We start from the raw sequence: 19,226 nt of genomic DNA, 5'->3' as shown, positions 1-19,226 counted from the left end.
TCTAAGCCCCCCTCACGCGAGCGATCATCTGTTCCACATGGGCGATCGGCGTCTCCGGCAGGATGCCGTGGCCGAGATTGAAGATGTGCGGGCGGCCGCGCACCGCCGCGAGAATGCGGTCGATCCCCTGGTCCATCGGCTCGCCCCCGGCGATCAGCGCGAGCGGATCGAGATTGCCCTGGGTGGCGACGGTATCCGGCAGGGCCGGGAGCACCAGGGCCGGATCGAGGGTCCAGTCCAGCGCCAGCGCGTCGCCGATCCCGGCGGAGGCGAAACGATGAAGATTGGCGCCGCCCCCGCGCACGAACACGATGGTTTTGGCCCCGGGCCGGGCGGCCTTCAGTCCCTCCACCATGCGCCGGATCGGATTGAGCGACAGCCGGTCGAAGAGCGCGGGCGGCAGCGCCGAGCCGAAGCTCTCGAAGATCTGGACCGCCTCGGCCCCCGCATCGATCTGACGGATGAGATAGGCGGTGGAGGCCCGCACCAGCCGGTCGATGAGCGCGTCCATGAAGGCCGGGTCGCGATAGGCGGTGAGCCGGGCGGGCGCCTGGTCGGGCGTGCCCTTGCCGGCGATCATGTAGCTCGCCACGGTCCAGGGCGCCCCGCAGAAGCCGAGAAGGGTGGTTTCCCGCGGCAGGCTCTTGCTCAGACGGTCGAGGGTCTCGAACACGGGCTCCAGCCGCTCCAGCGGCAGCTCGTCGGCGAGCCTGGAGAAGTCCTTGGCCTCGGTGACCGGATCGAGCTTGGGCCCCTCGTTCTCAACGAAGCGCACGTCCTGGCCCAGGGCATGGGGGATGACGAGAATGTCCGAGAACAGGATCGAGGCGTCAAAATGGAACCGCCTGATAGGCTGTAGCGTTACTTCCTCGGCAAGCCTCGGCGTGTAGCAGAGGTCGAGGAAGGACCCCGCCTGTTTCCTGGTCTCGCGGTATTCCGGCAGATAGCGGCCGGCCTGGCGCATGATCCAGATCGGCGGAGGCCAGACCGGCTCGCCGTTCAGCACGCGCAGGATCGCTTTGGTGGGACGCTCGCTCACAGGCCCTCTCAAATAAGAATAATCTTTGAATCTAAGAATCTGATGTTTCTCTTGGGCCGTGAATCGCAAAGCCGCAACCCCGTCCACAACCCTTCCACACGGGCCGGCCCGTTAAGCGTTCGTCAACGAATGAGGCAGCGCCGCCTCAATCCTTTCCGAATTCTTAAACCTTAACAGCCTGTTAACGAATTTGAACGAAACGTTAACACGGGCCGCGCAGGTGATTCGTGCCGGATTCTCCCAAAGGTGAGAATTCAGACTCACACACCACCCTGCCCTGTTGATGGCCATCGCGACAGTTCACAGGCCTCATCCCCTGGACCTCGGACAGGACCCGTTCTATCCACATTAATCGACTCCTTTGCGCATCTTAGCGGAACAGGGTGTCCGCGCCGGCGACCCGAAGGCTCATGTGAGTGATCCAAAGGGCCGCGCCGGCGAAAGGCGGATCCGGTTTCCGCGCGATTTGCTCATTGACCAGTGGGCATCGGTCACAACAATGGTGTCCACTTTCAGGACGGATGCTCGGGAGAACCGTCGTGCCGGGACGCAGCTACTTTCATCTCCACCTCGTCTCCGACTCGACGGGCGAGACCCTGATCACCGTCGCCCGCGCCGTGGTGGCGCAGTATGAAGGCGTGGCCGCCATCGAGCATGTCTATCCGCTCGTGCGCTCCCCGACGCAGCTCGAGCGCGTGCTCGCCGAAATCGAGAACGCGCCGGGCATCGTGCTCTATACCATCGTCGACCAGGATCTCACCGGCCGTCTCGAAGAGGTCTGCCGCGCGACCGGCTCTCCCTATCTGTCGGTGCTCGAGCCGGTGCACCAGATGATCTCGTCCTATCTCGGTACGCATTCCACCGCCCGCCCCGGCGCGCAGCACATGCTCAACGCCGAGTATTTCAAGCGCATCGACGCCATGAACTTCACCCTTCTCCACGACGACGGGCACCTGCCCGACGATTTGAACGAGGCGGATGTGATCCTCATGGGCGTGAGCCGGACCTCGAAGACGCCGACGGCGATCTATCTCGCCAACCGCGGCTTGAAGACGGCGAATTTTCCTCTCGTTCCCGGGATGCCTTTGCCGCCGAAGCTCGAGGCGGCGCGACGATCGCTCGTCGTGGGGCTGGTGGCGACTCCGGAGCGCATCGTGCAGATCCGGCAGAACCGCCTGCTCAGCCTGAACGCCGACGACGACACGTCCTATGTGGACCGCGACGCGGTCGCCGAGGAGATCGCGGCCTCCCGGCGCCTGTTCGCACGCCACGGCTGGCCGGTGATCGACGTGACGCGGCGCTCCATCGAGGAGACGGCGGCCGCGATCCTCGATCTCTACCGCGACCACCGCATGAAATTCATCGCGGAGTAGACCATGCCCGCCCTCTGGACCGGATCCGACAAGCTGCTCCTGGCATCCACCAGCGCGACGCGCCTCGCACTGCTCGCGAGCGCGGGCCTTTCCGTCGAAACGCAAGCCTCGGACATTGACGAGCGGGCGATCGAAGAAGCGGCCCGGAGCGAGGGCCTCGATCCGCCGGCGCTGGCGGCGCGCCTTTCCGCCGAGAAGGCGCTCTCCGTGAGCCGCCGCCAGCCGGAGCGCGTCGTGCTCGGAGCCGACCAGGTTCTCGCCTGCGGATCGATCGTGTTCCACAAGGCGCCCGATCGCGAAGCCGCGCGCCGCCAGCTCCTGGCGCTTTCCGGAACGAGCCACACCCTCCATTCCGCCTTTGCGCTCGCCATCGCCGGCACGGTGGTGGAGAGCTTCGTGGCCACGGCGACTCTGACCATGCGGCCGCTCACGGACGAGTCCATCGATCTTTATCTGAATCTCGCCGGTCCCGCCGTGCTCCAAAGCGTCGGCGTCTATCACTTCGAGGGCCTTGGGGTTCATCTGTTCGAGGCGGTGGAGGGCGATCACTCCACCATTCTGGGGCTTCCCCTGCTCCCGCTCCTGTCGGCGTTGCGCCGCCTCGGATGCCTTTCTCTCTAGGACATCGCGCTCATGAAAAAGGCCTTCATCGTCGGCCATCCGATCAAGCATTCCCGCTCGCCGCTGATTCACGGCTACTGGCTGAAGCGGTACGGCATCGAAGGATCGTATGAACGCATCGACGTGGAGCCTGTGAATTTCGGGAATTTTCTCCAAATATTCCATGAGCAGGGCTTCGTCGGCGGCAACGTGACGATCCCGCACAAGGAGGCGGCCTTCTCCCGTATCGTGTCCAGGACCGAGCGCGCGGAGCGCCTGGGAGCGATCAATACGCTCTGGGTTGAGAACGGCGTCGTGCGGGGCGACAACACGGATGTGCTCGGCTTCATGGCCAATCTCGACCTGAGCCTGGGGACAGGCTGGGAGCAGGATGTGGACACCGCGCTCGTCCTCGGCGCCGGAGGTGGAGCGCGGGGCATCGTCGCGGGCCTGCAGGAGCGCCCGCTGCGGCGGATACTCGTGGCGAACCGCACCCTCTCGAAGGCGCAGGACCTGGTGCGCTCTCTCGAAGCGCGCGGCGCAGCGATCCTCGAGCCGCTCGCCTGGGAGGATCTCGATCGCGCGCTTCCGGACGCACAGCTCATCGTCAACACCACGTCGCTCGGCATGGCGGGCCAGCCCTCCCTTCAGCTCGACCTCGCCAGGGCGCCGGCCCGCGCCATCGTGTCGGACATCGTCTATGTTCCCTTGAAGACACCGCTGCTGGCGGCGGCCGAGGAGCAGGGTCTGCGGATCGTCGACGGGCTGGGCATGCTGCTGCACCAGGCGGTGCCGGGCTTCGAGCGCTGGTTCGGCCTGCGGCCCGAGGTCACGCCGGAACTGCGCGCGCTGATCGTCGCCGATCTCGGAGCTGGACGATGACCTTCGTGCTCGGGCTCACCGGCTCCATCGGCATGGGGAAGTCGGCCACCGCCGAACTCTTCCGCCGTCTCGGCGTTCCGGTGCACGATGCGGATGCGGCGGTTCACGCCCTCTATCGCGGGCGTGCGGCACCGCTGATCGAAAAGGCCTTTCCCGGCACGGTGGCCGGCGGTGCGGTGGATCGCCGCAAGCTCGGGCAGGCGGTGCTCGGCGATGCCGCGCAGTTGAAGCGGCTGGAAAGCATCGTGCACCCTCTGGTGCGGGAGGAGGAAGACAACTTTCTCCGCACGATCGCCGCAACGGCTCCCCTGGCCGTGCTCGACATCCCGCTTCTCCTCGAGACCGGTGGCGAGACGCGCTGCGACGCGGTTCTCGTCGTTACGGCGCCAGCCGCCGTGCAGCGCGCGCGGGTGATGGCGCGGCCCGGCATGACGGACGAGACATTCGACGCGATCCTGCGTAAACAGATGCCGGACGCGCAAAAGCGCGCCCGCGCCCATTTTGTCGTGGATACGAGCCGGGGCTTTGCTTCCGCGGAGACTCAAGTTCGGTCCATTCTGGCCTGTCTGGCGGGACGGCCCGGCCGTCGTGACGTGTGAGGATTGTCTGACCCATGCTGCGAGAGATCGTTCTCGATACCGAAACCACCGGCACCGATCACGCCAAGGGCGACCGGATCATCGAGATCGGCTGCGTCGAACTCCTCAACCACATTCCGACGGGCAAGAGCTATCACGTCTACATTAATCCGGAATGTCCGGTTTCTCCCGGCGCCTTCGCGGTGCACGGGCTGAGCGACGCGTTCCTGGCCGACAAGCCCGTGTTCGCCGCCATCGTCGAAGAGTTCTACGCGTTCATCCGCGATGCGCGGCTCGTCATCCACAACGCCGCCTTCGACATCGGCTTCATCAATGCGGAATTCGCCCGCACCGGCCATCCAGCCATCGATCTGGCGGACGTGGTCGACACGCTCATCATGGCGCGCCGGAAGCACCCGGGTGCCGCGAACAACCTCGATGCGCTCTGCTCGCGATATGGAATCGACAATTCCAAGCGCACCAAGCACGGCGCGTTGCTCGACGCCGAGATTCTGGCCGAGGTCTATATCGAACTGATCGGCGGACGTCAGGTGGGATTCGACCTCTCGGCTCAGCCCGCGAAGAGCACCGGACCCGCCCTTCGCGCCGATGCGGCGGCCGCGCGCGAGGCAAAGGCCCGCCCCATGATGTCGCGCCTGACGGACGCGGAACGCGCCGCCCATATGGCCTTCCTCGAGCAGCTCGGGCCGAACGCCCTCTGGCGCGAGTATATCGGCGAGGTTGCGCCGGAAGGCTCCTGAGAATCAGGAAAAACAAAAGGCGGAGCAGCCACCCGCTCCGCCCTGAACCGAAAAGCCGGACCGGCTTACGATAGGGTCTGGCCGCCCTGCTGCGACTGAACCTCGGCCGCGCGCTGGCGGTAGAGGGCCACGAAATCGATCGGATCGATATAGAGGGGCGGGAAGCCGCCGTTGCGCACCGCGTCCGCCACGATCTGCCGGGCGAAGGGGAAGAGCAGGCGCGGGCATTCGATCATGACCACCGGATGCAGCTGGTCCTGAGGGATGTTCTGCACGCGGAACACGCCCGCATAGGTGAGCTCGAACACGAACAGCACGTCGTTTCCGACCTTGGCGCTGCCCTCGAGGGTGAGATCCACCTCGAAATCGGCCTCCGCCAGCTGCTTGGCGTTGACGTTGACCTGCAGGTTGATCTGCGGGCCTTCGGATTGCTGTTGCAGGGAGCGGGGGGCATTGGGATTCTCGAACGAGAAATCCTTGCAGTACTGCGCAAGGGCGTTCAGCGCGGGCATGCCGCCGGGCGCTCCATTGTTTGCCGGGTTATCGGCCATGGTTTCGTGCTCCGAAGAGGGGGTAAATCGGTCGACCCGGACGGGGCGCTTCAGGACCTGAAGGCACCTGATCGGCGACGGGCCACGGAACCCCGCGCTATCATGTTTCCGGCTCGGGAGGCAAGATTTGCTGGTCTCCTTCGCTTGTCGCGGGAAGAGGTGGATGTTACGACCGGAAGACCCCATATGCAAAACAACACATCCTCTTACCTCGGGGGTAACCCCCGGCGCCAGCTGGGTTCCGGCAGGCTGACAACGGATCGACGATGCAGGATTCCTTCGACATCACGACCCTTATCTTCATTGTTCTGGCGATCTTCGTGATCTGGCGCCTCCGCTCGGTGCTGGGCCAGAAGACCGGCAGCGAGCAGCCGCCCTTCGATCCCCTGTCCCGGCGCGATGCCCCGTTGCGTCCGGGCAATCCGAATGCGGCGTCCGAGCCCGATCACAACGTCGTGCGCCTTCCAGGCCCCAACGGCGCCCGTCCCGCGGCCGAGGTTCAGACCACCGAGCGCTGGAAGGGTTTCGCAGAGCCCGGAACGCCCATGTCGGCGGCACTCGACGGCATCGCCCGCGCCGAATCCGGCTTCGATCCCGCTGGCTTCCTGGAGGGCGCCAAGGCGGCCTATGAGATGATCGTCACCGCTTTCGCCATGGGCGACCGCAAGACGCTGAAGGACCTTCTCTCGCGCGAGGTCTACGAGGGCTTCGAGCGCGCCATCACAGAGCGCGAGCAGCGCGGCGAGCGGGTGGAAACCACCTTCGTGTCCATCGACAAGGCCGAGATGGCGGGGGCGGAGGTCCACGGCAAGACCGCGCAGATCGTGGTGCGGTTCGTCTCGCAGCTGATCACGGTCACCCGCGACGCATCCGGTACGGTCGTCGACGGAAGCCCGGATCAGGTGGCCGAAGTCACCGACGTGTGGACCTTCGCCCGCCAGCTCGGCAGCCGCGATCCCAACTGGCTGCTCGTCGCCACCGAAGCGGGGCAATGAGACATGCCGGGCGAACCCTTGTCGCGTGTCTCTTCGCCTGGATTTTGACCATGCCGGAGGCGGAGGCGGAATCGCGCCTGGCGGCTCAGGCGCGTCTTGAGCCCCTGTCCTTCGAGGATCTCGATGCCTGGGCGGACGACGATCACGCCGCCGCCTTCCGGGCTTTCCTGCGCTCCTGCCGAGCCCTTGATGCGAGTGCGGCCGCGTTGCGGCCGGCCCGGACACCCGAGCGCCGTCTTGAGGCCGTGTGCCGCGCCGCCCTGAAGAACCCCAGCCCGTCGCGGGCCGAGGCACGCCGGTTCTTCGAGGCGCATTTCCAGCCTTTCGCCGTCATCCCCCATACGGGCCAAGGCTTTCTGACCGGCTATTACGAGCCCGAGTTCCTGGGCTCGCGCACCCCCGATGCCCGCTACCGGGTTCCCCTGCTCGCGAGACCCGACGATCTCGTGACGATCCCCCAGGGCGAAACCCTGCCCGGGATCGACAAGGGGCTGCAGGCCGCGCGGCGCACGGGCCGAAGCTATGAGCCCTACCCCGACCGCGCCGCCATCGAGGACGGGGCGCTCGGGCCGCTCGCCAAGCCCATCGTGTACCTGCGCGAGCCCGGCGAGGCCTTCATCATCCATGTGCAGGGCTCCTCCCGCATTCGTCTCACCGACGGCTCGGTGATGCGCGTCGCCTATGCCGGTCGCAACGGACGCCCCTACACCTCCATCGGCCGGCTGCTGGTGCAGCGGGGCGAGATGGATCTCGAATCCATGACCCTCGCGAGGCTCATGGGCTGGCTGAAGGACAATCCCGGACCTGCCAGGGAGCTGATGCGGCAGAACCAATCCTACATCTTCTTCCGCGAGGCCGGCGAACTCGCGCCCGAGGATGGCCCTATCGGCGGCGCCGGCTTTCCCCTGGTGCCCGGCCGGAGCCTGGCCGTCGACCGCCAGCTCTGGGCCTATGGCCTGCCCTTCTGGCTCGAGGGCGAGTTGCCCTTCAGCCTGGCGAAATCCGAGCCCCTGCGGCGGCTCATGATCGCGCAGGATACGGGTTCGGCCATCGTCGGCCCCGCGCGGGGCGATTTCTTCTTCGGCAGCGGCGAGGAGGCCGGCATCCGCGCGGGCCTGCTGCGTCACGCCACGCGCTTCGTCGTGCTGCAACCCAAAGCCCAGCCATGACCAAGCGCCGCCGGACACGTCAGCTCAGCCCGGAGGAGCGGCGGCTGTGGTCGCACGTGGCTCGCCACGTGACGCCCATGAAGGGCAAGGCGCTGCCGCCGGAGCCCGAGCCGGACGAGAAGACCGCGACCACCCCTGCCCCGCAGGTTCCCCCGGCGCCCGCCGCGCCCCTGCCCCCGCTGCCGCCCCAGCCGAAGAAACCGGTGGTTCCGCCGCTCGCTCCCGTGGAACGCAAGACCCTGGCAGCCCTGCGCCGGGGCCGGAAGGACGTGGACGGGGTCATCGATCTCCACGGGATGCGTCAGGAGGAGGCGCATTTCGCCCTCATCAGCTTCCTCCACCGGGCGCAGAACGCCGGTTACGCCATCGTGCTCGTCATTACCGGCAAGGGCGGCACCGCCTCCCGGGACGGGTTGTTCGAGGAGCGCGGAATCCTGCGGCGCATGGTGCCCCACTGGCTGCGTCTCGCCGAGCTGAGATCTCTTGTGGTCGGCTTCGAGGAAGCCTCTCCCCAACATGGCGGTTCCGGTGCACTCTATGTCAGGCTCCGCCGCAGGCGGGGCGCGGGATGATCACATGACACCCTTTGGCGAGCGGGTGCGGCAGCTTCGCCGCGAACGCGGATTGATGTTGAAGGACATGGCCGCCCATCTGGGGGTCTCGAGCGCCTATCTTTCAGCCCTGGAGCGTGGCGAGCGCGGCAAGCCGACCTGGACCCTGCTCCAGGGCGTGCTGCAATATTTCCATATCATCTGGGACGAGGCGGACGAGCTGACCCGCCTGGCCGATCTGTCAGATCCGCGGGTGAAGATCGACACCGCCGGGGCCGATCCCAAGGCGACGCTGCTGGCCAACCGCCTCGCCCGGGAGATCCGCCATCTCTCCGAGGGCGAGCTTGAGGACATGCTCGCCATCCTCGATCACGCGCAGGGCCGCGAGCGGCGCGCCCCGGTGCCGATCCAGGCCGTGCAGGATACCGTTTGAAGGCCTTGAGCCTTGACCCGTCGGGCGCCGGATGCCAAAGCGCCCATCAACTCCTCCAACATCGTGGTTGTTCATGTCCCAGACCCGAATCGACGTGCTCACGCTCGGCAACGCCATCGTCGACGTGCTCGCCCATACCGACGAGGCCTTCCTGCTTGAGAAGAAGGTGCACAAGGGCGCCATGCAGCTCATCGACGAGGCCCGTGCCGAGGAGCTCTACCGCGACATGGGCCGGGCCATTATCGTGTCCGGCGGCTCGGGGGCCAACACGGCGGCGGGTGTCGCGGCCTTCGGCGTGAAGGCGGGCTTCATCGGCAAGGTGAAGAACGACGAGACCGGCAAGCTCTTCGCCCACGACCTCAAGGCCATCGACGTGCATTACGACGTGGCGCCGGCCGAGGACGGCCCCGCGACCGCGCGCAGCTTCATCCTGGTGACGCCGGACGGCGAGCGCACCATGAACACCTATCTCGGCGCCTGTCAGAACCTGACCCCCGACGACGTGAACCCGGACACGGTGCGCGCGTCCAGCATCGTCTACCTCGAAGGCTATCTCTGGGACCCGCCGGCCGCCAAGGAGGCCTTCCGCAAGGCCGTGAAGATCGCGCACGAGGCGGGCAACAAGGTGGCGCTGACCCTCTCCGACGCCTTCTGCGTCGACCGTTACCGGGACGAGTTCCTGGGCCTCATGCGCGACGGCAGCCTCGACATCCTCTTCGCCAATATCCATGAGCTGCAGAGCCTCTACGCCACATCCTCGCCCGAGAGCGCACTGGCGGCGCTGCGCGAGGAAAACCTGCTGGGCGTCATCACCCGTTCCGCCGAGGGCGCCCTGGTGGTGAGCCGCAGCGAGACGCTGGCCGTTCCGGCCTTCCCGGTGGAGCGGGTGGTCGACACCACGGGCGCGGGCGATCTTTTCGCCTCGGGCTTCCTGGCGGGCCTCGTGCAGAACCTGGAGCTCGTCGATTGCGCCCGCCTCGGCGGCCTGGCGGCGGCCGAGATCATCAGCCACCTTGGCGCCCGCCCGCAGACCAGCCTGAAGGAGCTGGCTGAGCAGCAGGGGCTGCTGGGCTAGTCAGGTTCCCCTCTCCGTCATCCCTGGGACAAGCCCGGGGATGACGAGTGTTTTAGCCTAACCCCCGCCCGTCTGCCCGAACCACAGCCCGAACAGGGCCGCGAGGGACACGAGCGCGAGAAAGCCGTTGAACAACACGAGCAGGAACGGCGGAATGCGCTGCACGTCCGGGTGCGGCGGCTGCGAGCCCGTGAAGATCTGGCGCCACACGGCGGACGCGAAGCAGAAGGCGCTGAACAGGATCAGTACCGAGCCCGTCGAAACGATCATCCAATTCGGCACCACGCCCGCGAGCAGCTTCTGCGCACCGATGCCGGAGGCGAGCGCGGCCAACCCCGTGCGCACCCAGGCGGCATAGGTGCGCTCGGCAGCGAAGACCGTGCGGTTCGCCGCCAGTTCCGTGCGCCGGTCGGCGCTGTCCTTGAGCTGAACCGTGGCCGTGGCGGTGGTTTTGGCCGCCGCCTGCGTGTGCTCCGCCGCTTCCTGAGTCTGCTCGGCGGCCTCCTGGGTCTGCTCGGCCGCTTCCTTCGCGTGCTCGGCGCTGCGCTTGAGTTTCTCGTCGACGGGCTGCGTGGTCATGCATCCTCCATCCATCCGGAGGCACAACGCTCAAGATTGCCAAAAAGCTGCTCTTACAAGCGCCGCAGCGCCACGGTCTCGATCCGGTGGCTCGCGCCTTTCGTCAGGATCAGGCTCGCGCGCTGGCGGGTGGGCACGATGTTCTCGCGCAGGTTCAAGAGGTTGATGCGGCTCCAGAGTCCGTCCGCGATGCCGATGGCCTCCGCCTCCGGCAGCTCCGCATAGCGGCGGAAATACGAGAGCGGATCGCGGAAGGCCGTATGGCGCAGGCTCAGGAAGCGGTTCACGTACCAGCGGTGCAGGTCTTCCTCGTCGGCGTCGATATAGACGGAGAAATCGAAGAAATCGGACACGAAGGGAATGGCCTCCCCGTCCTTGGGCAGGCGCGCGGGCTGGAGCACGTTGAGCCCTTCGACGATGAGGATGTCCGGACGGTCGACGGTGGTCTCCTCGCCGGGCACCACGTCATAGACCAGATGCGAATAGAGCGGCGCCTTCACGTTGCGCTTGCCGGCCTTGATGTCGGCCAGGAAGCGCAGGAGCTTGCCCGTGTCGTAGCTCTCCGGAAAACCCTTCCGCTCCATCAGGTTGAGCCGCGTCAGCTCGGCATTGGGGAGCAGGAAGCCGTCCGTGGTGACGAGGTCCACCTTCGGGGTGTTGGGCCAGCGGGCCAGCAGCGCCTTCAAGACGCGCGCCGTGGTGGATTTGCCCACCGCCACCGAGCCCGCGACGCCGATGATGTAGGGCACCTTCTCCTCCTGCTCGGCGAGGAGGAAGCGTTGCGTCGCCCTGAACAGCCCCTGGGTCGCCGCAACGTAGAGCGAGAGCAGGCGCGAGAGCGGGAGATAGATCGCCGCCACCTCGTCGAGGGAGATCGGGTCGTTGAGGGATTGCAGCCGCACCACCTCGTCGGCGGTGAGCGTCATCGGCGCATCGGCGCGCAGTTTCGCCCATTCGTCCCGGGTGAAGGTGCGATAGGGCGAGAGGCCGTCGTCGGCCTCGGGCGAAACCACGTTGGGCTGGTCCATGCGAGCCCCCTTGCTGTGACGTCGCGACGTCAGGTCACGACTGGCGCGCGGCCTTCTCGGCGAGCCCCGATTGCGCGGTGCGGCGCTCCAATTCGGCCATGACGTCACTTAGCGGAATATCCGCGCCCTGCAACACGACCAAAAGATGATACAGCACGTCGGCCGCCTCGGCGGTCAGATTCTGCCGGTCGCCCTGGACGGCGGCGAGCGCGGCCTCCACCGCCTCCTCGCCCAGCTTCTTGGCCGCTTTCGCGGGCCCCTCGCTCAGGAGCTTGGCCGTATAGGATTCGGACGCGGGTGCTGCGGCGCGCTGGGCCACGATGCAGGCAAGGTCGTCGAGGGTGAAGGAGGTCATGGTGGAACTAGCCCGGTAACGTGACGATGAGGGGACCGCTGCGCGTGGCGACGACCGTGTGCTCGTACTGGACCGTCGGTGCGCGGGGATCGCTCAGCAGCGTCCATTCGTCATCGCCGTCGGTTGCCCAATTCGCGCCGAGCGACAGAAACGGCTCGACGGTGAACACCAATCCCTCATTCATGACCCGCCGCTCGGAGCGGTCCGGCCAGGTGGGGATTTCTCCCGGCTCTTCGTGAAGAGAATAGCCGATGCCGTGGCTCGCCAGGTTCCGCACCAAGGTATAGCCGTTCTTTTCAGCGAATTGCCCGATGGCTTGGCCGATCCCCGAAATCGGCTTGTTGGCGCCCACCTGGCGCAATCCCACCCACATGGCGCGACGGCCGTCCCGGCAGAGCCGCTTGGTGGCGTTCGTGACCGGCGGAACGGCGAAAGACGCACCGGTATCGGCAAAAACGCCGTTCTTTTCCGCGGAGATGTCAATATTCACGAGATCGCCCGCTTCGATGCGCCGGGGTCCGGGAATGCCATGAGCGATCTGCTCGTTCACGCTGATGCAGGTTGCACCCGGAAAACCGTAGGTCATCTCCGGGCCGGACCGGGCGCCCGCCATTTCGAGGAGCCTGCGGCCGATCAGATCGAGATCCGCCGTCGTCATGCCGGGCTCCAGCGCCGCAGCCATGGCCTCGAGGGCATTGGCGACGATCCTGCCGATGTCCTGGAGCTTGTTCAGATCGTCCTCGTTGGAGATCGTCATGAGCTGAATTCCTTCATGTCGTCTGGAGCTGCGGGTCGTCGTCGAAACCGCATCAATGCCGATCCGCAGGACCCTGCGTCGGCTCGTCCAGCCGCATCCGCAGCCCCTTCCCGGCCATGTAGCTCTTCGCCTCGGAAATCGTATGCGTGCCGAAATGGAAGATGGAGGCCGCCAGCACGGCGCTGGCATGGCCCTTCTCGACCCCATCGACCAGATGATCGAGATTGCCGACGCCTCCGGAGGCGATCACGGGCACCGGGACCGCGTCGGCGATGGCGCGCACGAGCGCCAGGTCGTAGCCGCCCTTGGTGCCGTCCCGGTCCATGGAGGTGACGAGGAGCTCCCCTGCCCCGAGCTCGGCCACCTGCCTGGCGAATGCGATGGCGTCGACGCCCGTGGCGTTGCGCCCGCCATGGGTGAAGATCTCCCAGCGCGGCGGCTCGCCCTCGCCCGAGACCGTCTTGGCGTCGATGGCGACGACGATGCACTGCGCGCCGAATTTCTCCGCAGCCTCCCGCACGAAGTTCGGGTTCTTCACGGCGGCGGTGTTGATCGATACCTTGTCGGCGCCCGCGAGCAGGAGCCGGCGGATATCCTCCACCGTGCGCACGCCGCCGCCGACGGTGAGCGGCATGAAGCAGGCCTCTGCCGTCCGCTGCACCACGTCGAGCAGGATGCCGCGCGCCTCGTGGCTCGCGGTGATGTCGAGGAAGCAGAGCTCGTCGGCGCCTGCCGCGTCATAGGCCTTGGCCGCTTCCACCGGATCGCCCGCATCGACGAGATCGACGAACTGCACGCCCTTCACGACGCGCCCGTCCTTCACGTCGAGGCAGGGAATGAGACGCACTTTCAGCATCAGGCATTTTCCTTGCGGGCGGAGCGCAGCAGCGCCAGCGCCTGTTCCGGATCGATGCGCCCGTCATAGAGCGCGCGGCCGGAAATGGCGCCGTTGAGCACGGCGCAATCGGGCTGTGTGAGACGCTCGATATCGGCCATGGAGGCGAGACCGCCCGAGGCGATGACCGGAATCGAGACTGCGCGGGCAAGGCCCAGGGTCATCGGGAAGTTGAGGCCCTTGAGGATGCCGTCGCGGGCGATGTCCGTGTAGATGATGGCGGCGACGCCCGCATCCTCGAAGCGGCGGCCGAGTTCCTCCGCCGACAGGGTCGAGGTCTGGGCCCAGCCCTCCACGGCCACGAGGCCGTCCTTCGCGTCGATGCCCACCGCGATCTTGCCCGGATGGAGGCGCGCGGCTTCGCGCACGAAGGCGGGGTCGCGCACGGCGGCCGTGCCGATGATCACGCGGGTGACGCCCTTGGACAGCCAGCCCTCGACGGTCTTCATGTCGCGGATGCCGCCGCCGAGCTGCACCGGGATCGTCACACGCCTGAGGATACCCTCCACGGCGGACGCATTCATGGGCTTGCCCGCGAAGGCGCCGTCGAGATCGACCACGTGCAGCCACTCGAAGCCCTGGGCTTCGAAGGTCGCGGCCTGGTCGGCGGGGTCGTCGTTGAAGACGGTCGCCTGGTCCATGTCGCCCTGGATCAGGCGAACGCAGCGCCCTTCCTTCAGGTCGATTGCGGGATAGAGGATCACGGGCGCCACCTCAGGAAATTGGCGATGAGCTTGAGGCCGAGCGCCTGGCTCTTTTCGGGGTGAAACTGAGTGCCGACGATGTTGTCGCGGCCCACGATGGCCGTCACCGGCCCGCCATAATCGGTGGTGGCGACGACGTCGGACGGATCCTCCGGGGCGAGCGCATAGGAATGCACGAAATACGCGTGCAGTCCCTGCGGGCCGGTGGGAATGCCCTCCATCAGCGGATGGGATTTAGCGAGTTCAAGCGTGTTCCAGCCCATATGCGGCACCTTGAGCGCTGGATCCGCCGGCGCGATGGGCTTCACGTCGCCATGGATCCAGTCCAGACCGTCGCTCGTGACGTGCTCGAGGCCGCGGGTCGCCATGAGCTGCATGCCCACGCAGATGCCGAAGAAAGGAACACCCTCCTCCCGCACGCGGCGCTGGAGCACCTCCACCATGCCGGGCACGGAATCGAGGCCGCGGCGGCAATCTGCGAAGGCACCGACCCCCGGCAGCACGATCCGGCCGGCCTTCGACACGGCGGTCGGATCGGATGTGACGGCGATGGTCTCGCCGACACCGGCGTCGCGGGCCGCGCGTTCGAAGGCCTTGGCGGCGGAATGCAGGTTGCCCGAACCGTAATCGATGATGGCGACGCTCACCGGGGACGCTCCGCATCGGGAAAGAGGCCGATCACGGAATCGGGCCTTCTCAGGGTGGGGGGAACCGGCGCAGGGGCCGGATTGCGGGCGGCAAGCGTGGCCGGGCGATGCGCGAGCCAGCGGGCGAAGGCCTTGGCTTCCGCTTCGTCCCGGTCGGCGGCCGTGACCACGTCCGCCAGCCCATAGCCGTGACGCGAGAGCGTCCATCGCCTGAGGCTGCTGGCCTCGAGGCCGATCAGCGCCTGCAGGAGCAGTGCCGCCACGGTGCCGGCCGCCTCATGGACGTTCAAGAGCTGCAGGAGCCAGCCGAAGGCGAAGACCAGCACCAGGACGGCGATACCCGCGAGCCACAGCCGGTGAAAGAAGAACCAGAGAAAGGTGAAGAAGAAGGCGCCCCAGGAGAACGCATCCTTCACGAGCTCCGCGTCCTCCAAAGCAGCCGGATCACCCGGCCGCGCATCGCGCGGAAGGTGCAGGGTATAGGTGGTCATGGCGTCGTTTCCTCAAGCCCTGCCCCGCCGGACAACATGGCGGGCAAGGTGTCTCCTGCTTGAACTTACAGCACTTTTCAGTCGTATCTTTCCCGCAAAACCGCTTCGCACTTTTGCGTCCGATCCTCTAGAGCGTTCCCTTGGTGGAGGGAACGCGCCCCTCTTCCCTTGGGTCCATGGCGACGGCCTGACGCAAGGCCCGTGCCAGACCCTTGAAGCAGCTCTCGGCGATATGATGGCTGTTCTCTCCGTAGAGCGTCTCCACATGAAGGGTCAGCCCCGCCTGCACGGCGAAGGCTTGGAAGAACTCGCGCACCAGCTCGGTGTCGAACACGCCGATCTTCTCCGTCGGGAAGGACGTGCGGAAGACCAGGAACGGGCGGCCCGAGATGTCGAGGGCGATCCGGGTCAGCGTCTCGTCCATCGGCAGGTGGATGTCCGCGTAGCGGGCGATGCCCTTTTTATCGCCAAGCGCCTTCAAGACGGCCTGGCCCAGCGCGATGCCCGTATCCTCCGCCGTATGATGCTGGTCCACGTGCAGGTCGCCCGTCACCTTCACGGTCAGGTCGAACAGAGCGTGGCGGGCAAAGAGTTCCAGCATATGGTCGAGGAAGCCGACTCCCGTGGCGATCTCGGCCTTGCCGGTGCCGTCGAGGGCAATCGATACGGCCACATCGGTCTCGGCGGTGCGACGGCTGACGCTCGCGGAGCGCATCATGACAATCCTTTGCGGAGATTGGGACGGGGCCTTCTACCAAGAGCGCGCGGGAAACGCTACCCGCGTTGCTTTTGGACAGGGAGTGATTAAGTCAGGGGCATCCGTCCCCTCCCCGTCCGCTGGAGTTCGCCTCGTGTCCGAAGACGCCGCCCCCCGCAGCATGCATGCCACTACGATCCTCATGGTCCGCAAAGGCGGCCGCGTCGTCATCGGCGGCGACGGCCAGGTCAGCCTGGGCCAGACCATCGTGAAGGGCAATGCGCGCAAGGTGCGCCGCCTCTCCAAGGGCGCGGTGATCGGCGGCTTCGCCGGCTCGACGGCCGATGCCTTTACCCTCTTCGAGCGGCTCGAAGCCAAGCTCGAGCAATATCCCGGCCAGCTCACCCGAGCCTGCGTGGAGCTGACCAAGGACTGGCGCACCGATCGTTACCTGCGCCGCCTCGAAGCCATGATGCTCGTGGCCGACAAGGAGGTGGGACTGCTGCTCTCCGGCGCGGGTGACGTGCTCGAGCCGGAAAACGGCATCGCGGCCATCGGCTCGGGGGGCAATTACGCGCTCGCCGCCGCGCGGGCGCTCGCCGACAGCGATCGCGACGCCGAAACCATCGTCCGCCGCTCCCTCGCGATCGCGGCCGAAATCTGCGTCTACACGAACGCGAACATCGTCATCGAAACGCTGGATGAAACCTGATCGCCCGCCCCGACCGTCCATGCCCTTGCCGGCATGGACGAGGCGGATCCCCGGAACCGGTCCGGGAGCCACGACAATCTGTTGAGCCAAGAGCCGTTGAGCCAAGACATCTCATGACCACATTCTCTCCCCGCGAAATCGTTTCAGAACTCGACCGCTACATCGTCGGCCAGAACGACGCGAAGCGCGCCGTCGCGATCGCGCTGCGCAATCGCTGGCGGCGTCAGCAGCTCGAAGGTTCGCTGCGTGAGGAAGTCGCGCCGAAGAACATCCTGATGATCGGCCCCACGGGCTGCGGCAAGACGGAGATCTCCCGCCGTCTCGCCAAGCTCGCGGGTGCGCCCTTCATGAAGGTGGAAGCGACGAAGTTCACGGAAGTCGGCTATGTGGGCCGCGACGTGGAGCAGATCGTGCGCGATCTCGTGGAGATCGGCATCGGCCTCGTGAAGGACGAGCGTCGCCGTCAGGTGCAGGCTAAGGCCCATGTGGCGGCGGAAGAGCGTGTGCTCGACGCGCTCGTGGGCTCGACCGCGAGTGCTGCCACGCGCGATGCGTTCCGCCGGAAACTGCGCAACAACGAGCTCGACGACAAGGAGATCGAGATCGAGCTGCAGCAATCCGGCGGTGGGGGATTGCCCATGTTCGAGATCCCCGGCATGCCGGGCGCATCGGTGGGCGCGATCAACCTCTCGGACATGTTCGGCAAGGCGTTCGGCGGCCAGCGCAAGACGCGCCGCACCACCGTGCGCGAGGCCTATGATCCGCTCGTGACCGAAGAAGCCGACAAGATGCTCGACCAGGACGCCATCGTGCAGGAAGCCCTGCGCCAGGTGGAGAACAACGGCATCGTGTTCCTCGACGAGATCGACAAGATCTGCGCCCGCGAGGGCCGCTCCGGCGCGGACGTGTCGCGCGAGGGCGTGCAGCGCGATCTGCTGCCGCTCATCGAAGGCACCACCGTCTCGACGAAATACGGATCGGTGAAGACGGACCACATTCTCTTCATCGCGTCGGGCGCCTTCCACGTCTCGAAGCCGTCGGACCTGCTGCCGGAGCTGCAGGGCCGGTTGCCGATCCGCGTGGAGCTCTCGCCGCTCACCGTCGAGGATTTCAAGCGCATCCTGACCGAGACGGAAGCGAGCCTCATCAAGCAATCCGTGGCGCTGATGAAGACGGAGGGCGTGGACCTCGTGTTCACGGACGATGCCATCGACGCGCTCGCGCAGGTGGCCGTGGAGGTCAACAGCACGGTCGAGAACATCGGCGCACGCCGCCTGCAGACGGTGCTGGAGCGCGTGCTGGACGACGTGTCCTTCACGGCGCCCGACCGCTCGGGCGAGACGGTCACCATCAACGCGGCCTATGTGCGCGGCGAGGTGGAAACGCTCGCCAAGAACACGGATCTGAGCCGGTTCATTCTGTGAGTTGAAAACCCATCCTGTCGACGTCTCCGGATCAGGTTCGGGGACGCCATGACGGGGAGGGCAGGGAACCACTTCCCGGATCCGGGACTTGCCTCGGGATGAATCCGGAGCTGCAGGATCTGAAAGCGAAGGCCCTCGCCATTCACGAGCGCCTTTGCGCGGTCTATGGCTGCCCGATCCCTTATTTCCACTCCTTCGATCCGTTGAGCGAGCTGATCTCATCGCTCCTGTCGCATCGCACCCGCAATGCGGATTCGGGCCGCGCCTTCAAGGCCCTGCGCGCGCGCTATGCGGATTGGGCGGCGTTGATGAACGCGCCGACGGAGGAGGTCGAGGAAACGATCCAGGGCGTGACCTGGCCGGAGCAGAAGGCGCCGCGATTGCAGGCGGTGCTGCGGGCGATCGAGGAGCGGCACGGCAGCCTGTCCCTCGATTTCCTCAAGGAGATGCCGGTGGAGGAAGCGCGCGCCTGGCTCGAGAGCATTCCGGGGATCGGACCGAAGACGAGCGCGGCCGTTCTGTCCTTCTCCACCCTGCGGAAGGCCGCGCTGCCGGTCGACAGCCATCATCATCGCGTCGCCGTGCGCACGGGGCTGATCGCCCGCAGCGTGGCCGTAGGGCCGTCCCATGCGGTTCTCTTCGCTCTGCTCCCGCCCGAATGGGACGCACAATCCGTCTACGACAATCACGAGGTGATGATGCTCCACGGGCAGCGCTGCTGCTTCTTCAGCAATCCCGCCTGCGGGCGCTGCGCCATTCTCGATCTGTGCCCGACGGGGCAGGCGAGGGCGCGGGAGGGCCGCGCCCCTGCTCCCGCTCCGCGAGACGAGGATGCCTCGGCCGGAACGGCCTCACGTTTTCGCGAGAGCCGTTAGTCAATAATGCCACGGTGGGGAACGACCTCCTCATGTGATGCGTTCGACCCTCAAC

24 protein-coding genes are annotated in these 19,226 nt (G+C 66.5%); 13 read left to right on the top strand and 11 right to left on the bottom strand.

The window, feature by feature from the left end:
* Position 1: 1 nt before the first annotated feature.
* A complete protein-coding gene (hemE, locus tag E4K09_RS27690; RefSeq protein WP_134500818.1) occupies positions 2-1,039 on the bottom strand; it encodes a uroporphyrinogen decarboxylase in 1,038 nt (345 codons plus the stop codon).
* A 539-nt stretch (positions 1,040-1,578) separates the two neighbouring features.
* Here hemE and E4K09_RS27685 point away from each other — a divergent pair.
* From E4K09_RS27685 to dnaQ, 5 genes are read left to right on the top strand one after another with little or no spacing between them, the layout of a single operon-like run.
* A complete protein-coding gene (locus E4K09_RS27685; protein WP_244610728.1) occupies positions 1,579-2,412 on the top strand; it encodes a pyruvate, water dikinase regulatory protein in 834 nt (277 codons plus the stop codon).
* A 3-nt stretch (positions 2,413-2,415) separates the two neighbouring features.
* The gene (locus E4K09_RS27680; RefSeq protein WP_134500816.1) at positions 2,416-3,033 is read left to right on the top strand and encodes a Maf family protein; all 618 of its coding nucleotides are present in this window, start codon (positions 2,416-2,418) and stop codon (positions 3,031-3,033) included.
* A gap of 12 nt (positions 3,034-3,045) precedes the next feature.
* Positions 3,046-3,894: a shikimate dehydrogenase gene (locus tag E4K09_RS27675; protein ID WP_134500815.1), complete on the top strand. Its 849-nt coding sequence runs from the start codon at positions 3,046-3,048 to the stop codon at positions 3,892-3,894.
* Entirely contained in the window at positions 3,891-4,493 is a 603-nt protein-coding gene (coaE, locus tag E4K09_RS27670) for a dephospho-CoA kinase (RefSeq protein WP_134500814.1), read from the top strand. Before E4K09_RS27675 ends, coaE begins: the two co-directional genes overlap by 4 nt.
* A 14-nt stretch (positions 4,494-4,507) precedes the next feature.
* The gene (gene dnaQ / locus E4K09_RS27665) at positions 4,508-5,233 is read left to right on the top strand and encodes a DNA polymerase III subunit epsilon (protein WP_134500813.1); all 726 of its coding nucleotides are present in this window, start codon (positions 4,508-4,510) and stop codon (positions 5,231-5,233) included.
* A 65-nt stretch (positions 5,234-5,298) separates the two neighbouring features.
* On the opposite strand, the gene secB is transcribed toward dnaQ, so the two are convergent.
* Positions 5,299-5,784 (bottom strand): protein-export chaperone SecB, encoded by a 486-nt coding sequence (secB, locus tag E4K09_RS27660; RefSeq protein ID WP_134500812.1) that lies wholly within the window; start codon positions 5,782-5,784, stop codon positions 5,299-5,301.
* Positions 5,785-6,050: 266 nt separating this feature from the next.
* On the opposite strand from secB, the gene E4K09_RS27655 reads away from it, so the two are divergent.
* From E4K09_RS27655 to E4K09_RS27635, 5 genes are all read left to right on the top strand, one after another.
* Positions 6,051-6,779, top strand: coding sequence for a Tim44/TimA family putative adaptor protein (locus E4K09_RS27655; RefSeq protein ID WP_134500811.1), 729 nt, complete (start codon positions 6,051-6,053; stop codon positions 6,777-6,779).
* Between the two features lie 50 nt (positions 6,780-6,829).
* Positions 6,830-7,948 (top strand): murein transglycosylase A, encoded by a 1,119-nt coding sequence (gene mltA / locus E4K09_RS27650; protein WP_244610727.1) that lies wholly within the window; start codon positions 6,830-6,832, stop codon positions 7,946-7,948.
* Positions 7,945-8,520, top strand: coding sequence for a Smr/MutS family protein (locus E4K09_RS27645; protein ID WP_134500809.1), 576 nt, complete (start codon positions 7,945-7,947; stop codon positions 8,518-8,520). Before mltA ends, E4K09_RS27645 begins: the two co-directional genes overlap by 4 nt.
* A gap of 4 nt (positions 8,521-8,524) precedes the next feature.
* Positions 8,525-8,932 carry a helix-turn-helix domain-containing protein gene (locus E4K09_RS27640; protein ID WP_134500808.1) on the top strand — a complete coding sequence of 136 codons (408 nt, stop codon included), beginning with the start codon at positions 8,525-8,527 and terminating at the stop codon, positions 8,930-8,932.
* 73 nt (positions 8,933-9,005) lie between these two features.
* The gene (locus E4K09_RS27635; RefSeq protein WP_134500807.1) at positions 9,006-10,007 is read left to right on the top strand and encodes an adenosine kinase; all 1,002 of its coding nucleotides are present in this window, start codon (positions 9,006-9,008) and stop codon (positions 10,005-10,007) included.
* A 57-nt stretch (positions 10,008-10,064) separates the two neighbouring features.
* Here the strand turns inward: E4K09_RS27635 and E4K09_RS27630 are convergent, their stop codons facing one another.
* From E4K09_RS27630 to hisB, 9 genes are all read right to left on the bottom strand, one after another.
* On the bottom strand, positions 10,065-10,586 hold the full coding sequence (locus tag E4K09_RS27630) for a YidH family protein (protein WP_134500806.1): 522 nt from the start codon (positions 10,584-10,586) through the stop codon (positions 10,065-10,067).
* A gap of 53 nt (positions 10,587-10,639) precedes the next feature.
* The gene (gene coaA / locus E4K09_RS27625; protein ID WP_134500805.1) at positions 10,640-11,614 is read right to left on the bottom strand and encodes a type I pantothenate kinase; all 975 of its coding nucleotides are present in this window, start codon (positions 11,612-11,614) and stop codon (positions 10,640-10,642) included.
* A 34-nt stretch (positions 11,615-11,648) separates the two neighbouring features.
* Complete coding sequence (locus tag E4K09_RS27620; RefSeq protein ID WP_134500804.1) at positions 11,649-11,969, bottom strand: phosphoribosyl-ATP diphosphatase; 321 nt, start codon at positions 11,967-11,969, stop codon at positions 11,649-11,651.
* A 7-nt stretch (positions 11,970-11,976) separates the two neighbouring features.
* Positions 11,977-12,726, bottom strand: coding sequence for a type I methionyl aminopeptidase (map, locus tag E4K09_RS27615; RefSeq protein WP_134500803.1), 750 nt, complete (start codon positions 12,724-12,726; stop codon positions 11,977-11,979).
* A gap of 52 nt (positions 12,727-12,778) precedes the next feature.
* On the bottom strand, positions 12,779-13,582 hold the full coding sequence (gene hisF / locus E4K09_RS27610) for an imidazole glycerol phosphate synthase subunit HisF (RefSeq protein WP_134500802.1): 804 nt from the start codon (positions 13,580-13,582) through the stop codon (positions 12,779-12,781).
* A complete protein-coding gene (gene hisA, locus E4K09_RS27605) occupies positions 13,582-14,334 on the bottom strand; it encodes a 1-(5-phosphoribosyl)-5-[(5-phosphoribosylamino)methylideneamino]imidazole-4-carboxamide isomerase (protein ID WP_134500801.1) in 753 nt (250 codons plus the stop codon). The genes hisF and hisA overlap by 1 nt, the downstream gene beginning before the upstream one ends.
* Positions 14,322-14,972 carry an imidazole glycerol phosphate synthase subunit HisH gene (hisH, locus tag E4K09_RS27600; RefSeq protein ID WP_134500800.1) on the bottom strand — a complete coding sequence of 217 codons (651 nt, stop codon included), beginning with the start codon at positions 14,970-14,972 and terminating at the stop codon, positions 14,322-14,324. The genes hisA and hisH overlap by 13 nt, the downstream gene beginning before the upstream one ends.
* A complete protein-coding gene (locus tag E4K09_RS27595) occupies positions 14,969-15,463 on the bottom strand; it encodes a DUF2628 domain-containing protein (protein WP_134500799.1) in 495 nt (164 codons plus the stop codon). Before E4K09_RS27595 ends, hisH begins: the two co-directional genes overlap by 4 nt.
* A gap of 127 nt (positions 15,464-15,590) precedes the next feature.
* The gene (gene hisB / locus E4K09_RS27590) at positions 15,591-16,178 is read right to left on the bottom strand and encodes an imidazoleglycerol-phosphate dehydratase HisB (RefSeq protein ID WP_134500798.1); all 588 of its coding nucleotides are present in this window, start codon (positions 16,176-16,178) and stop codon (positions 15,591-15,593) included.
* A 163-nt stretch (positions 16,179-16,341) separates the two neighbouring features.
* Between hisB and hslV the strand changes: the two genes are divergently transcribed.
* The 3 genes from hslV (at position 16,342) to E4K09_RS27575 (ending at position 19,171) form a co-directional block, all read left to right on the top strand.
* Positions 16,342-16,872: an ATP-dependent protease subunit HslV gene (hslV, locus tag E4K09_RS27585; RefSeq protein ID WP_134500965.1), complete on the top strand. Its 531-nt coding sequence runs from the start codon at positions 16,342-16,344 to the stop codon at positions 16,870-16,872.
* Between the two features lie 113 nt (positions 16,873-16,985).
* Positions 16,986-18,296: an ATP-dependent protease ATPase subunit HslU gene (hslU, locus tag E4K09_RS27580; protein WP_134500797.1), complete on the top strand. Its 1,311-nt coding sequence runs from the start codon at positions 16,986-16,988 to the stop codon at positions 18,294-18,296.
* A 98-nt stretch (positions 18,297-18,394) separates the two neighbouring features.
* Positions 18,395-19,171, top strand: a complete 777-nt coding sequence (locus E4K09_RS27575) for an endonuclease III domain-containing protein (RefSeq protein WP_134500796.1) — start codon at positions 18,395-18,397, stop codon at positions 19,169-19,171.
* Positions 19,172-19,226 lie beyond the last annotated feature (55 nt).

It is taken from the genome of Microvirga pakistanensis (genome assembly GCF_004458765.1).
Classification (GTDB): Bacteria; Pseudomonadota; Alphaproteobacteria; order Rhizobiales; family Beijerinckiaceae; genus Microvirga; species Microvirga pakistanensis.
Note: the sequence above shows the minus strand (reverse complement) of the source record. Positions and strands in the feature narration are given on the sequence as shown.

Bases quoted from the DNA above. Each gene is read 5' to 3' on its own strand.
- hslU (WP_134500797.1), top strand. From the start codon at position 16,986: ATGACCACATTCTCTCCCCGCGAAATCGTTTCAGAACTCGACCGCTAC.
- mltA (WP_244610727.1), top strand. From the start codon at position 6,830: ATGCCGGAGGCGGAGGCGGAATCGCGCCTGGCGGCTCAGGCGCGTCTT.
- hisB (WP_134500798.1), bottom strand. From the start codon at position 16,178: ATGCGCTCCGCGAGCGTCAGCCGTCGCACCGCCGAGACCGATGTGGCC.
- E4K09_RS27645 (WP_134500809.1), top strand. From the start codon at position 7,945: ATGACCAAGCGCCGCCGGACACGTCAGCTCAGCCCGGAGGAGCGGCGG.
- hslV (WP_134500965.1), top strand. From the start codon at position 16,342: ATGCATGCCACTACGATCCTCATGGTCCGCAAAGGCGGCCGCGTCGTC.
- coaA (WP_134500805.1), bottom strand. From the start codon at position 11,614: ATGGACCAGCCCAACGTGGTTTCGCCCGAGGCCGACGACGGCCTCTCG.
- E4K09_RS27620 (WP_134500804.1), bottom strand. From the start codon at position 11,969: ATGACCTCCTTCACCCTCGACGACCTTGCCTGCATCGTGGCCCAGCGC.
- E4K09_RS27680 (WP_134500816.1), top strand. From the start codon at position 2,416: ATGCCCGCCCTCTGGACCGGATCCGACAAGCTGCTCCTGGCATCCACC.
- secB (WP_134500812.1), bottom strand. From the start codon at position 5,784: ATGGCCGATAACCCGGCAAACAATGGAGCGCCCGGCGGCATGCCCGCG.
- hisF (WP_134500802.1), bottom strand. From the start codon at position 13,582: ATGCTGAAAGTGCGTCTCATTCCCTGCCTCGACGTGAAGGACGGGCGC.
- dnaQ (WP_134500813.1), top strand. From the start codon at position 4,508: ATGCTGCGAGAGATCGTTCTCGATACCGAAACCACCGGCACCGATCAC.
- coaE (WP_134500814.1), top strand. From the start codon at position 3,891: ATGACCTTCGTGCTCGGGCTCACCGGCTCCATCGGCATGGGGAAGTCG.
- E4K09_RS27675 (WP_134500815.1), top strand. From the start codon at position 3,046: ATGAAAAAGGCCTTCATCGTCGGCCATCCGATCAAGCATTCCCGCTCG.
- E4K09_RS27575 (WP_134500796.1), top strand. From the start codon at position 18,395: ATGAATCCGGAGCTGCAGGATCTGAAAGCGAAGGCCCTCGCCATTCAC.
- E4K09_RS27640 (WP_134500808.1), top strand. From the start codon at position 8,525: ATGACACCCTTTGGCGAGCGGGTGCGGCAGCTTCGCCGCGAACGCGGA.
- E4K09_RS27655 (WP_134500811.1), top strand. From the start codon at position 6,051: ATGCAGGATTCCTTCGACATCACGACCCTTATCTTCATTGTTCTGGCG.
- E4K09_RS27635 (WP_134500807.1), top strand. From the start codon at position 9,006: ATGTCCCAGACCCGAATCGACGTGCTCACGCTCGGCAACGCCATCGTC.
- E4K09_RS27630 (WP_134500806.1), bottom strand. From the start codon at position 10,586: ATGACCACGCAGCCCGTCGACGAGAAACTCAAGCGCAGCGCCGAGCAC.
- map (WP_134500803.1), bottom strand. From the start codon at position 12,726: ATGACGATCTCCAACGAGGACGATCTGAACAAGCTCCAGGACATCGGC.
- E4K09_RS27595 (WP_134500799.1), bottom strand. From the start codon at position 15,463: ATGACCACCTATACCCTGCACCTTCCGCGCGATGCGCGGCCGGGTGAT.